The sequence below is a fragment of the Thalassospira sp. TSL5-1 genome, assembly GCF_001907695.1.
GTDB lineage: Bacteria > Pseudomonadota > Alphaproteobacteria > Rhodospirillales > Thalassospiraceae > Thalassospira.
The window spans coordinates 118,223-130,963 of sequence record NZ_KV880641.1; the positions used below are offsets into that span (position 1 = coordinate 118,223).

Here is a 12,741-nt window from a genome sequence, read left to right on the forward strand (position 1 = left end):
TTTGTATCGACGATCAAAACCTTGAAGACATGGCGAATGGTTCGCCACAGCCCAACAATTATGCCACAGCTAAAATCGCTGCCGGTTCGGCACAAAAGGCCAATTCCGCCGAATTGCTAAGGTCATCCAACCTGCGGGTCTGGCCGGTTTCGATGAAACCGCATTTACGATAAAAATGATGCCCGGCAATAAAGCGGGTATCGGTCCATAAAATCAGTTCCTGACAGGCGGGGTGTTGTGCCAACAGCCAGTCCCGTGCACCGCCAAGAAGGCGCTGGGCAAGGCCCTGCCCGCGGCTGGATTTATCCAGATAAACCTTGTGCAGTTCCGCCACCGTTTGATCAGCGGAAATCTTTATCCCCAGGCAGCCAATAATCCGCCCATCGGCATTTTCCGCCACCCAGATGGCACCTTGCGGGGCGAAATCATCGGCGATAGCATCAAGTTCGGGAAATTCTGCCGCCCGGTCAAAAACACAGCCGGGATATTCGGCAAATACTTTTGCAATCAAATCACCGATCTGATCACCATCATGATTGGTGGCAAGGCGAATTTCTGTCATCAAAGTTTCCTGTTAAGCTGATAAGGAACACCGGCACGCCCAAATACGCCCAGGACAATATCAGGAAACAATAACACCCTGGGCCAGTTTGTCATACCCGCGCAAAACCGCATCGGTATCCATTGCCGCCTTGCCGGGGCGCTGGATACGGGTCGGGCGCAGGGCACCACCGCTGCCACACGCGATGGTCAGGTGGTCATCCAAAATCTCGCCGGGCTGGCCGCTGGCATCGGCGACGTGCAGGGCCGCCTGCACCTTGATGCGTTCCCTGCCAAAATCAAAATAGACCCCGGGCCACGGCGTAAAGGCGCGGATTTTGCGTTCCAGCAGGGCCGCATCATCGGCAAAATCCAGCTTGCCCTCGGTTTTTTCCAGTTTGGCGGCATAGGTCACGCCCGCTTCTGGCTGGGGAATAGCCGTTAGTTGCCCGGCAGGCAGTTTTTCAAGCGCCTCGACAATCAATCGTCCGCCCATATCAGCCAAATCATCGTGCAGGCCGCTGGCATAGGTTTCCGGCGTGATGGCAATTTCATCAACCAGCAGCATATCGCCAGTATCAAGGCCAACATCCATTTGCATGATGGTGACACCGGTTTTGGCATCCCCCGCCAGAATGGCGCGCTGAATGGGGGCCGCCCCGCGCCAGCGCGGCAACAGGGATGCGTGAATGTTCAAACAACCCATTTTCGGTGCGTCCAAAATCGCCTTTGGCAAAATCAGGCCATAGGCGGCGACCACGGCAATATCCAGGTTCAAATCGGCAAAGGCCTGCTTTTCGGCATCGGATTTTAAGGAAACGGGGGTGCGCACCTCGATCCCCTGATCGTGCGCCCAGGCATGAACCGGGGTTGGTGTTTCCTTATGCCCGCGGCCAGCGGGGCGCGGCGGCTGGGAATAAACACACACCACGTCATGACCTGCCTTAACCAGTTCCTTAAGCGCCACCAGGGCAAAATCCGGCGTTCCCATAAAGGCAATTCGCAATTTCGTCATGACCAAACCATTTCATCGTAAGAGGCAAACTGATGTTTGCGCAATTTGGCGGTATGATCGAAAAAATACAAGCCGCATGTCGGTTTACCGGCATCATCCCTGCCCCGCGACAAGCCCGAATGACACAGCATGCCCTTTGATATTGATGATATTTACCATGCCGACTGGTCGGTCACAGCAAAGGGGCGCTGGAAGGCCCATGCCTGCCGTAAAAACGGGGACTGGCTGATTGATGACATCTCCCCCGTCGGGGACATTCCCCTGTTCATCAATATTTTGGCACAACAGGCAAAGGAAAAAAGAGTGGTGCTGGGCCTGGATTTTCCCGTCGGGTTATGCCGTGCCTGGTATCAAAAGGCCGGGTTTAAAACCTTTGCCGCGGTGCTGGACTGGCTTAAAAAACCCGCCGGGCAATGCTTTTTTGAGATTTGCGAAACCCCGGACCAAATCACCCCCACCCGGCCCTTTTACCCGGTCCGCGCCGGGGCCAAAGGCCATGTTAAACGTGCTCACCTTGTTGATAGCCTGGGTGTTGATGATTTTGCCCAACTTTACCGCGAATGTGAAAAAGCATCGAACAGTCGCCCTGCCGCCGCTGTGCCGTTCTGGACGTTAGGGGCCAATCAGGTGGGCAAGGCGATGCTGCATGGCTGGCAAAACCTTCTTTTGCCGGGCATTGAACGCGGATGTCACATTTGGCCGTTTGATGGCGAGCTTGGATGCCTTTTGCATCAGCCCGGCGTTACCTTTATCGAAACCTATCCCGGTGAAATTTATGGTTGGCTGGGATTGCATCATATGAACCTGCCATCAGGGCGTTTTGCCAAATCCCGGCAGGAATCCCGGTGCGAGGTTCTGGCACAACTGATCCCCGATCTGGCAAAACAGGGCATCCACATAACCCCGAAAATTCAGGCACAAATCGCCAACGGCATCGACAACGCCAATGGCAAAGATGATGCCTTTGACGCCTTCATCGGCGTAATCGGCCTGATCCTGATAGCAATTGGCAAAAGGGCCGAGAACCTGCCTGACTCAGACCGAATTCGTACACAGGAAGGCTGGATCATCGGACAGCAGCAGTCCGAAACACATCTCACCGGATAATCCGGGCCAAAAGCCGGCCGCCAGGCGGTCCCTCAGCCCGGCTGAAGTTTGGCCCGGTACATTTGCACAACAGGTTCCCACATCCCGGCCCCCGTGATCAGAACAACACCGGCAAGATCGCGCAAACCTATTGGTTCATGTGCCCAAATGGCGGCGGTGATCGTCCCGGCGCTGATCTCCGTCATGAATAATATGGCCAGCAAACCGGGGCTTAACACCGTTGCCCCCCACATCACGGCAAAGGCCGGGGGAATGACCAAAAACAGCACAAAAGGCACAATCCAGGGCAAAACATCCCAAATTGCCGACCAGCCGGGAATATGACCAGCCCCCTCCAGCGGCAAGGCGGTTAACAACAATGCCGCCATACTGCCCCAGAAAAAATAGGACAGGGTAAAATCAAATCCGTTGCCACCCGCATCCGACTTCATCCAGACAGCGGCAATCGCCCAGACAATGCCCGAGGCAATCCCCATCCAGTCACCGGCCCGCAACATCCCGGCAAAGCCGCTATCAAACCCAAGAATCAGCAAAAGCCCGCTTAATGCCAAAGCAATCGTCCCCAAACGGGCACCGGTAATAGCTTCCCGGATCATGATGCGGGCAAGCAGGGTGCTCCATAACGGGGTGAGGTAATAAAACAGCAAGGCCCGGACAATATCGGTAAACACAAGGGATGCCGCATAGAGAACAAGTGCCGTCCCGGCGAGCATCCCGGCAACATGCAGGGGCCACCCCAACCGCAAAAGCCGCCGCCAGCGCATCATCATCACCGGCAGCAGCAATATCGCTGGCACCAGATAAAACAGCACAATCGCCCAAATGCCGGTAATCCCGTTGTCATCCAGCGCCCGCAATGGAATCCAGAAAATACCCCAGACAAGACCGGATAGGGCGACCGATGCCATCGCCACATGTTCGGTTTTAAATCCTGTCATTGGGGTTCTCCGCCGTTGCACACCACATTGCTGTTCTTGACGGCGACATTGGCATACAAACCGTTCCGTCATCTGGCGGTTTTCGGACCTTAAAATCCATATCCGTTCGACAAGTCATGCCAGCCCGGCTAACTTTACCCCATGCTGAGTTTTGAAATATGCGAGGCGGCACGGCTGGCGCGTGACCCGACATTTGACGGGGTGTTTTTTGTTGGGGTCACAACCTCGAAAATTTACTGCCGCACGGTTTGCCCGGTCCGGCAACCGCTTCGCAAAAATGTGGTTTATTTTCCGACCGCCCCGGCAGCCGAGGCACAGGGCTTTCGCCCCTGCCTGCGATGCCGCCCGGAATCAGCACCCAGATCGGCCGCCTGGAACGGCACACTGGCAACCGTCTTTCGTGCCCTGAAACTGATCGAGGAAGGGGCCTTAAACCGCGGCAATATCGGGGAGCTGGCGGAAAGGCTTGGCATCGGCGAGCGGCATTTATCCCGCCTGTTTCAAAAACATATTGGCGCCACACCGCTTCAGTCGGCGCGCACAATGCGCCTGCAATGCGCCAAACGCCTGCTAGATACAAGCGACCTTAAGATCGCCGATATTGCCTTTGAGGCCGGATTTGGCAGCATCCGCCAGTTCAACGACACATTTTTACAAAAGTACCGCTGCACGCCATCCTTTTACCGGCGCAAACAGGCACACAAGCCCGATAAAACACCCGATATAACAAAGGACCGGCAAAACCGGTCCTCTGGCAAGATTACATAACAGCACAACACCCGCGCCAGTATCAGGCCGATTTCTTGGCCTTCTGCAATTTCATAACCTTTTTCAGGATCATATTGCGTTTCAGCGCACTCAGATAATCGGTAAACAGCACCCCGTCGAGATGATCAATCTCGTGCTGGATACAGGTTGCCAGCAGGCCATCGGCCTCGATCTCATGTTCCTTGCCGTTTTCATCAAGGTAACGCACGCCAACTTCGACCGGGCGTTCAACATCGGCATATTGCTCCGGGATCGACAGGCAACCTTCCTGATAAACCGATACATCCTCGGACTCCCAGATAATTTCCGGGTTGACCATTTTCATCGGCGCCGGTTTTTCCTTGTCGTCGGAAACATCGAGCACAATAACCCGTTTCATCACACCAATCTGCGGACCGGCCAAGCCAATGCCCGGCGCGTCATACATGGTTTCCAGCATATCATCCAGAATCTGGCGAATCTCGTCATCCACATCGGATACCGGTTCGCATTCCTGTTTTAAGCGGGGGTCAGGAACGATAAGAATTTCACGCAAGGCCATGTCAGATTTTCCGGGTCAAAACAGGAAACCGTCCAAACCGGCCCGCGCAAGGCACAGGAACACGGCTGGAACGGTTTCAATATAATATAAGTTGGCCTTGGAGATAAGACCGCACGTTGAGGGAGTCAAGAAATCCGTCGCCCAACCGCCCTGTTGGCGTTAGCTCTTGTCTTCAAGCATATGGGCGGTCAGCTCCGGCTTGCTAAGCTGGCGCACATGGGTTTCGGACTGGGTGGGCTGATCAATCTCGCGGTCATCGGCCACAATCTGCTTTTCCTTCAACCGCTTGGCCGACACCAGCACCGAACTTTCAAGCGAGCCCAGCGTTTTGTTGTAATGCTTGACCGTCCCCTCCAGCGACTTGCCCATTGCGGTAAAGTTTTTGGCAAGCGTACCCAACCGATCAAACAATTGCTGACCAATTTCGCTAATCTCGCGGGCATTATCGGCCAGGGCCTCCTGCCGCCAGCCATAGGCCACAGCCTTGAGCAAACCCAGCAACGTGGTGGGCGTTGCCAAAATCACCCCATCGCGGAAACTGTCCTCAATCAGGCTAGGGTCACGCTCCAGGGCTGCCGAAAAAAAACTTTCCCCCGGCAAAAATAACACAACAAACTCCGGTGAATTAACAGATTTCCAATAGGATTTCTTGGAAAGACCGGAAATCACCTTACGCACATTGGTAACATAGGTCCCCATCAGGGTTTCGCGGCGATCATCGTCATATTTTTCCTCGATCGCCTCAAGATAGGCTGATGTCGGAGCCTTGGCATCGACGACAATCTTTTTGCCGCCCGGCAGGTTAATGACCATATCGGGCTTCTGGTCGCCCTCATCGGTTTTGAAATGAACCTGTTCTTCAAAGTCGCAATAGTTCAGCATCCCGGCCAGTTCGACAATACGCTTAAGCTGCAATTCACCCCATTTGCCCGATACCGACGAACTGGAGCGCAGCGCGGAACTTAGCGTTTGCGTTTCGCGCGACAGGCGCTGCTGGGATACCACAAGTGACCCCACCTGTTCACGCAATTCGCCATATGCCTGCTTGCGGGAATTTTCAAGTTCATTGACCTTGATATCAAAGGCCTCCAGCCGCTCTTTGATGGGTTTGACCAGGCCGTCAATCGCCTGCTGGCGTTTTTCAAGGTCGCCCTTGGCCCCTTCCTGCAGGCGCGAGAAACTTTCGCGGGCCATTTTCATGAATTCGTCGTTATTGACCTTCAACGCATCCGATGACAGCGCCTTGAAACTATCGAGCAGTTTGACCCGCGCATCATCCAGCATCTGAAGTTTTTCCTGGGCGGCTTCGCGTTCCTTTTCGAGCGCGGTTTCCAGCTCCGCGCCTTTTTCGCGCCAATGTTCCAGCGATGTGCGCAATTCGCGAATTTCGCTTTCCAGCCCCGGTACCCGGTTGGCCGTGGTTTCAGCAATGGCACGTTTTTCGGCAACCGTATCAAACCGGTCACGCAACTGGGCCAGTTCGCTTGCCAAATCGCGGCGGGTGGCTTCGGCCTGTTCAAGCTGGGCGGCCAACAGCGCCTGATGCGATTCAGCCTCGGCCCGGGCCGATTCCCGCGCCCGTTTGACCAGTTGCGCACTGAAAACCAGCGACACCACCAAAACCACAATGCCGCCGACGGCCAAAGAAACCGGATCCATATTCACACCATCTGATTACAGGACAATTCGGTTGTATCTGTTTTGTTCTTATAAATCCAGCCACGCAAACAGCAGCGCCGATAAAGCCGTCAAAAGACGGCTTTATGAATGGGCAAATCCACGCCGATCTGGCGCAACATCTTTTCAAATTCGGCAATTTCAAAACCGGGGGCTTCGGTTGCCACGCCATAGGTAATCCCCTTGCCCATCGGGCCAATATCAAGGGCATTTACCACGTCATCAGCCGGGTCCAAGAAGGTGCAATTCGGGGCTGCTTCCTCAAAATATCGACGCAGCCACGGCAAATGGGTGCTTGAAAGCGTCAGCACATCAATTTCCGGGTCAACGGCCAGAATATCGGCCATCAGTTTTTCAACGGTGGCGCGGGTTTCATCGGGTTTAAACAGGAAATCACCATTTTCAACATGGTCAATCGCGCCCGATGCGTTAAAGCCCGTAACCGTCGCCTGCCCGGCAAATGGCGCCACAAACTGTGCAAACATGTCGCTATCAATTAACGATGCCACCCCCATCACCGCAACATGCCCGCTCGCCGATGCCGCAATAGCGGCCAGCACGGGTGGCAGAACCCCGCTCACCGGTGTTGATGTCAGCTTTTGTACATCGTTTAACACCATGATCGAGGGGGCATTGGACGCAATAACAATGCCCGACGGGTTAAAATTATTCAAATAATCAATGGTCTGACGCATGACCTCCAGCAACGATGCCGCATTTTTGCGACCATAGGGAAAACTGGCGCGATCGGCAAAATAGACGATATCCTTTTGCGGCCATTTTTCGCGAATCTTCGCAACAATTGAATAACTGCCGATTCCCGCATCAAATACGGCAACCGGCGCAACAAGTTCCGGTATCATGATCAAACCCTGTTTACGAGACGATCTGTGGTTTAACGCTGGGCGCACACGATTTGCGACCAAAAAAGGAAAATAATGCCAATTTCGCCTGTGCCACTGGCGAAACCGGAAAATTGTGACTATGCTTCAAGCATCTATTCAGGAAACGGCTTTTTAAAAACAACAACCGCCAGCGGATGCAAAACGCTCCCAAACGTCCATCCAAATGGCGTCATCACAATCTTATTCCCAGGCAAAGGGCAACTTTGCTGTCTTGCGGCACCCGTCTTAAGTTGTATTCCCTGAATATGTTCTGCGCACTAGCATAGGGCGCAAGCGACAGGTCTCGTTTGACCGGCTTTCCGTAACGGAAGGCTGTCAGGCACAGCCAGGCGGGAAACTGGACCGCACCGAATTTTCACACCGGTGCACATACCCTGGTCTTTGCGGGCGGGTATGCGGTGTGAACGCATAGACAACAGGAAACGAACAAGAGGCTTAACAATGTCTGCGAACGTTTATCCCGTCTCCGATGAAATCGCCAAAGGTGCTTTGATCGACAAGGCCAAATACGATGCCATGTACAAACAATCGGTCGAGGACCCGGAAGGTTTCTGGGGCGAACATGGCAAGCGCATTGACTGGATCAAGCCTTTCACCAAGGTCAAAAATGTCAGCTATGATCCGCACAATCTTTATATCAAATGGTATGAAGACGGCACGCTGAACGTGTCGGCCAACTGCCTGGACCGCCACCTTGAAAAGCGCGGCGATCAGACAGCGATCATTTTTGAAGGCGATGATCCGTCGGTTTCCGAACACATCACCTATAAAGACCTGCATGAACGGGTTTCGCGTTTTGCCAATGCCCTGAAATCGATGGGCGTGAACAAGGGCGACCGCGTTGTCATTTATCTGCCGATGATCCCGGCAGCTGCGGTTTCCATGCTGGCCTGCGCGCGTATTGGTGCCATCCATTCCATTGTTTTTGGTGGTTTCTCGCCCGAGGCCCTGGCGGGCCGCATCGAGGATTGCGGCGCAAAGGTCGTGATCACCGCCGATGAAGGCCTGCGGGGCGGCCGGGGCGTTGCCTTAAAACGCAATGCCGACGAGGCCCTGTCCCATGCCGGTGTCAAATCGGTTGAAAAGCTGGTGGTGGTGAAACATACCGGCAAGGACATTCCCTGGAACGATGCCCGCGATGTCTGGTACCAGGACATTTGCGATGCCGCATCGCCGGACTGCCCCCCGACCGAGGTCAATGCCGAAGACCCGCTTTTTGTGCTTTACACATCTGGCTCCACCGGCAAACCCAAGGGCGTTTTGCACACATCGGGCGGCTATCTGGTTTATGCGTCCATGACGCATCAATATGTCTTTGATTACCATGAAGGCGATGTTTACTGGTGCACCGCCGATGTGGGCTGGGTCACGGGCCACAGCTATATCGTGTATGGCCCGCTGGCCAATGGGGCCACCACCCTGATGTTTGAAGGTGTGCCCAGCTACCCGGATGCCTCGCGCTTCTGGAAAGTGTGCGAAAAGCACAAGGTCAATATTTTCTATACCGCCCCGACCGCCATTCGCGCCCTGATGCGCGAAGGGGCCGAATGGGTGGAAAAAGCTGACCTGTCATCGCTGCGCATTCTGGGGTCGGTGGGTGAGCCCATCAACCCGGAAGCCTGGGAATGGTATCATGAACATGTTGGCAAACGGAAATGCCCGATTGTCGATACCTGGTGGCAGACCGAAACCGGCGGCATTCTGATTACGCCGCTGCCCGGTGCAACGGATTTGAAGCCGGGTTCCGCCACCCTGCCCTTCTTTGGTGTTGAACCGGCCCTGCTGGACCATGAAGGCAACGAACTGGAAGGGGCAACCGAAGGCAGCCTGGTGATCAAATATAGCTGGCCGGGTCAGATGCGCACGGTTTATGGCGATCATGAACGCTTCATCCAGACCTATTTTTCAACCTTTGCCGGGGTTTACACCACCGGGGACGGTGCACGTCGCGATGAAGACGGTTATTACTGGATTACCGGGCGTGTCGATGACGTGATCAACGTTTCGGGCCACCGTATGGGCACGGCCGAAGTTGAAAGCGCCCTGGTTGCCCATCCGAAGGTGGCAGAGGCCGCCGTTGTCGGTGTTCCGCACGACATTAAGGGCCAGGGTATTTATGCCTATGTCACGCTGAATGCCGATGAAGAACCGAGTGATGAATTGCGGGCCGAACTGGTGAAATGGGTGCGCAAGGAAATCGGCCCGATTGCCAGCCCCGATTACCTGCAATGGTCGCCGGGCCTGCCGAAAACCCGTTCGGGCAAAATCATGCGCCGTATCCTGCGCAAAATTGCGGCAAACGAATATGATCAGCTTGGCGACACCTCGACCCTCGCCGATCCGGGTGTGGTCAATGACCTGATCGATAACCGTCAGAACCGTTAATCCCGGTTTTAATCACGGTTTCATCATCCTTTCACAAAGGGGCGGCATCGTTTGGCGGTGCCGCCCTTTTTTGAGCCAAACACACCTGTTTACGCCTGCGACCCTTACCTTCCCAATCATCCCCAACACAATCCCAAACGCCTTTTGCACGGTCATCTGCATGTCTGCACCCCGCAGGGGAAAGGCAGGCAAGGTTGTGTTTTGGGCGAAATTGGGGTAGGTACAAGCCGCTGCAATGCAGCATGTGATTTGAATAATTATGGATTTTGGTTCGATGTAGGGGGCCGCCCGATTAATCACTGCCCAGCAAGTGCGACGAAAATTTCTTCCCGGCGCCTGTTTTATGTGGGGCAACACGGCACCTGATTAACCGATTATCCCGGATTTTCGCAAATTCCGTTACAAGACGACCCGCGCCCATCGACGCGGGACGGGGGACGACTGGAGATATTCCTGTGAACACCGATTTTCTTCCGAAATTGCGCGCCGAATGGCTGGGCAATATTCGCAATGACGTATTATCCGCTATGGTTGTTGGCCTGGCGCTGATTCCCGAAGCCATCGCCTTTTCCATTATTGCCGGGGTTGACCCCAAGGTCGGCCTGTATGCGTCATTCTCTATTGCCGTAATTACCGCCATTTTTGGCGGTCGCCCCGGCATGATTTCAGCCGCAACTGCCGCAACCGCCGTTTTGATGGGCTCGCTTGTGCGTGAACACGGGCTGGATTACCTGCTGGCCGCAACGGTGTTGGCCGGTATTTTACAAATGCTGGCGGGCCTGCTGCGGCTGGGAAACCTGATGCAGTTTGTTTCCAAATCCGTCCTGACCGGATTTGTCAACGCCCTGGCGATCGTGATTTTCATGGCCCAGTTACCGGAACTGATCAATGTGCCGTGGGTGACATATGTGATGGTGGCCGGTGGCCTTGCCATCATTTACCTGTTCCCGCGCATCACCAAGGCCATTCCCTCGCCGCTGGTCTCCATTGTCGTGCTAACCACGATCTCCCTATTCATTGATGCCGATTTCCACACCGTTGGCGATATGGGCGCATTGCCCGACGCTTTCCCGGCCTTTGGTATTCCCAATGTGCCATTCAACCTTGATACTTTACTGATCATTCTGCCCTATTCCGCCGGGGTTGCGACCGTTGGCCTGCTGGAATCCCTGATGACGGCGACTATCATTGATGATTTGACCGATACCCCGTCAAACCGTACGCGCGAATGTTACGGTCAGGGCATTGCAAACTTTTTTACCGGCTTTATTGGCGGCATGGCCGGTTGCGCCATGATCGGCCAGTCGGTGATCAACATCAAATCGGGTGGCCGCACCCGCCTTTCAACAATGTTGGCCGGTATTTTCCTGCTGATTCTGGTGGTGGTTCTGGGTGATCTGGTCAGCATCATTCCGATGGCGGCCCTGGTTGCCATCATGATCATGGTTTCGATCGGTACCTTTAGCTGGTCCTCGATCAAAAACCTGAAAACACATCCGCGCAGTTCGTCTATCGTGATGCTGGCAACTGTGGTGGCTGTTGTCGCAAACCCTACCCATAACCTGGCAATTGGCGTTCTGGTTGGTGTGTTGCTGTCGAGTATTTTCTTTGCCTGGAAAGTCTCGCAAATCTTTCGGGTCCGCAGCGAAATTTCCAATGATGGTGCAACACGCACCTATCATGTCGAAGGGCAAATCTTCTTTGCCTCGGTCGAGCGTTTTTCCAAGGCTTTTGATTTCCGCGAAGCCCTTGATAAAGTCGTTATTGATGTCACCCACGCCCATATCTGGGATATTTCCAGCGTTTCGGCACTGGACATGGTGGTGATGAAATTCCGCCGCGAAGGGGCCGAGGTTGAATTGATCGGCCTCAATGAAGCAAGCGAAACAATCGTCGACAAACTTGCCATCCATGACAAGCCGGGCGCGTTTGAACGCCTTGCAGGCCACTAGGGAAGGACGCAACCATCATGACCAAGCTTATCGCCCTGATTGACGGTTCAATCTATTCCAACAGCGTGTGTGACCACGCCGCCTGGATTGCCGAACGCATCGAGGCATCCGTGTCACTGGTACATGTGCTGGGCCGTCGCCATGCTGCCGGCGAACAGGCCGATTTTTCCGGCAACCTGAAACTGGGTGCACGCAGTGCACTGTTACAGGAACTGGCCGACCTGGATGCGCAAAAAAGCAAACTGGCCCTGCAACATGGCCGCTTGCTGCTGGCGGAGGCCAGTGAACATATCCGTGAACAAAGCGCGATTGAGGTCGAGACCAAACTCCGCCACGGCGATTTGATCGAAACCATTGGCGAATTTGAACAGGATGCCGGTCTGATCATAATTGGCAAACGCGGCGAAGCAGCTGATTTTGCCAAGAACCATTTGGGGTCCAACCTGGAGCGTGTGGTGCGCGGGGCGACCAAACCGGTTTTGGTCACATCACGCGCCTTTAAACCGATTGAAAAATTCGTCATCGCCTTTGATGGCGGCCCCAGTGTGATGAAGGCCGTTAATCACATCGCCCAAAGCAAGCTGTTTAAGGGCCTCTCCTGCCTGCTTTTGGCGGCGGGCGAGCTTAACAAAGATGCCCGCCAGTCGCTTGACGACGCGGTTGCCATCCTGAACGCCGCCGGGATTAACGCCGAAAGCGCCACCGAAAAGGGGGATGCCGAGACCGTGATCAAAACCCGCATCGAAAATGACAAGTTCGATCTTCTGGTGATGGGGGCCTATGGTCATTCGCGCATTCGCAACCTGATTATCGGCAGCACCACCACCGAAATGGTACGATCCTGCCATGTGCCGGTGATGCTGTTCCGCTAATTCGCATCCGCCGAACACTGACGCAAAAGGCGCGCAACCGT

11 protein-coding genes are annotated in these 12,741 nt (G+C 54.6%); 5 read left to right on the forward strand and 6 right to left on the reverse strand.

All coding sequences use genetic code 11. The features are described 5' to 3' along the window. Positions 1 to 58 precede the first annotated feature (58 nt). Together LF95_RS20485 and fmt are read right to left on the reverse strand one after the other, a co-directional pair. Positions 59 to 562 (reverse strand): GNAT family N-acetyltransferase, encoded by a 504-nt coding sequence (locus tag LF95_RS20485; protein ID WP_073957052.1) that lies wholly within the window; start codon positions 560 to 562, stop codon positions 59 to 61. 60 nt (positions 563 to 622) lie between these two features. Next, positions 623 to 1,555, reverse strand: coding sequence for a methionyl-tRNA formyltransferase (gene fmt, locus LF95_RS20490; protein ID WP_073957053.1), 933 nt, complete (start codon positions 1,553 to 1,555; stop codon positions 623 to 625). Between the two features lie 129 nt (positions 1,556 to 1,684). On the opposite strand from fmt, the gene LF95_RS20495 reads away from it, so the two are divergent. Further along, positions 1,685 to 2,662: a hypothetical protein gene (locus LF95_RS20495; RefSeq protein ID WP_073957054.1), complete on the forward strand. Its 978-nt coding sequence runs from the start codon at positions 1,685 to 1,687 to the stop codon at positions 2,660 to 2,662. 32 nt (positions 2,663 to 2,694) lie between these two features. Here LF95_RS20495 and LF95_RS20500 read toward each other — a convergent pair whose 3' ends face one another. Next, positions 2,695 to 3,600 (reverse strand): DMT family transporter, encoded by a 906-nt coding sequence (locus LF95_RS20500; RefSeq protein ID WP_073957055.1) that lies wholly within the window; start codon positions 3,598 to 3,600, stop codon positions 2,695 to 2,697. A gap of 141 nt (positions 3,601 to 3,741) precedes the next feature. On the opposite strand from LF95_RS20500, the gene LF95_RS20505 reads away from it, so the two are divergent. Next, positions 3,742 to 4,368, forward strand: coding sequence for a bifunctional transcriptional activator/DNA repair enzyme AdaA (locus LF95_RS20505; RefSeq protein ID WP_083607848.1), 627 nt, complete (start codon positions 3,742 to 3,744; stop codon positions 4,366 to 4,368). 22 nt (positions 4,369 to 4,390) lie between these two features. Here the strand turns inward: LF95_RS20505 and def are convergent, their stop codons facing one another. The 3 genes from def to LF95_RS20520 all read right to left on the reverse strand — a co-directional run bounded on the left by def (position 4,391) and on the right by LF95_RS20520 (position 7,449). Then, a complete protein-coding gene (gene def / locus LF95_RS20510) occupies positions 4,391 to 4,909 on the reverse strand; it encodes a peptide deformylase (protein WP_073957056.1) in 519 nt (172 codons plus the stop codon). Between the two features lie 159 nt (positions 4,910 to 5,068). After that, positions 5,069 to 6,568: a DNA recombination protein RmuC gene (gene rmuC, locus LF95_RS20515; RefSeq protein WP_073957057.1), complete on the reverse strand. Its 1,500-nt coding sequence runs from the start codon at positions 6,566 to 6,568 to the stop codon at positions 5,069 to 5,071. An 89-nt stretch (positions 6,569 to 6,657) separates the two neighbouring features. Further along, complete coding sequence (locus LF95_RS20520) at positions 6,658 to 7,449, reverse strand: glutamate racemase (protein ID WP_073957058.1); 792 nt, start codon at positions 7,447 to 7,449, stop codon at positions 6,658 to 6,660. 483 nt (positions 7,450 to 7,932) lie between these two features. Between LF95_RS20520 and acs the strand changes: the two genes are divergently transcribed. The 3 genes from acs to LF95_RS20540 all read left to right on the forward strand — a co-directional run bounded on the left by acs (position 7,933) and on the right by LF95_RS20540 (position 12,700). Continuing rightward, positions 7,933 to 9,876: an acetate--CoA ligase gene (gene acs / locus LF95_RS20525; RefSeq protein WP_073957059.1), complete on the forward strand. Its 1,944-nt coding sequence runs from the start codon at positions 7,933 to 7,935 to the stop codon at positions 9,874 to 9,876. 455 nt (positions 9,877 to 10,331) lie between these two features. Beyond that, on the forward strand, positions 10,332 to 11,828 hold the full coding sequence (locus tag LF95_RS20535; RefSeq protein ID WP_073957061.1) for a SulP family inorganic anion transporter: 1,497 nt from the start codon (positions 10,332 to 10,334) through the stop codon (positions 11,826 to 11,828). Between the two features lie 17 nt (positions 11,829 to 11,845). Further along, positions 11,846 to 12,700: a universal stress protein gene (locus LF95_RS20540; RefSeq protein WP_073957062.1), complete on the forward strand. Its 855-nt coding sequence runs from the start codon at positions 11,846 to 11,848 to the stop codon at positions 12,698 to 12,700. The last annotated feature ends 41 nt before the right edge of the window (positions 12,701 to 12,741 follow it).

Bases quoted from the DNA above. Each gene is read 5' to 3' on its own strand.
- LF95_RS20485 (WP_073957052.1), bottom strand. From the start codon at position 562: ATGACAGAAATTCGCCTTGCCACCAATCATGATGGTGATCAGATCGGT.
- fmt (WP_073957053.1), bottom strand. From the start codon at position 1,555: ATGACGAAATTGCGAATTGCCTTTATGGGAACGCCGGATTTTGCCCTG.
- LF95_RS20495 (WP_073957054.1), top strand. From the start codon at position 1,685: ATGCCCTTTGATATTGATGATATTTACCATGCCGACTGGTCGGTCACA.
- LF95_RS20500 (WP_073957055.1), bottom strand. From the start codon at position 3,600: ATGACAGGATTTAAAACCGAACATGTGGCGATGGCATCGGTCGCCCTA.
- LF95_RS20505 (WP_083607848.1), top strand. From the start codon at position 3,742: ATGCTGAGTTTTGAAATATGCGAGGCGGCACGGCTGGCGCGTGACCCG.
- def (WP_073957056.1), bottom strand. From the start codon at position 4,909: ATGGCCTTGCGTGAAATTCTTATCGTTCCTGACCCCCGCTTAAAACAG.
- rmuC (WP_073957057.1), bottom strand. From the start codon at position 6,568: ATGGATCCGGTTTCTTTGGCCGTCGGCGGCATTGTGGTTTTGGTGGTG.
- LF95_RS20520 (WP_073957058.1), bottom strand. From the start codon at position 7,449: ATGATACCGGAACTTGTTGCGCCGGTTGCCGTATTTGATGCGGGAATC.
- acs (WP_073957059.1), top strand. From the start codon at position 7,933: ATGTCTGCGAACGTTTATCCCGTCTCCGATGAAATCGCCAAAGGTGCT.
- LF95_RS20540 (WP_073957062.1), top strand. From the start codon at position 11,846: ATGACCAAGCTTATCGCCCTGATTGACGGTTCAATCTATTCCAACAGC.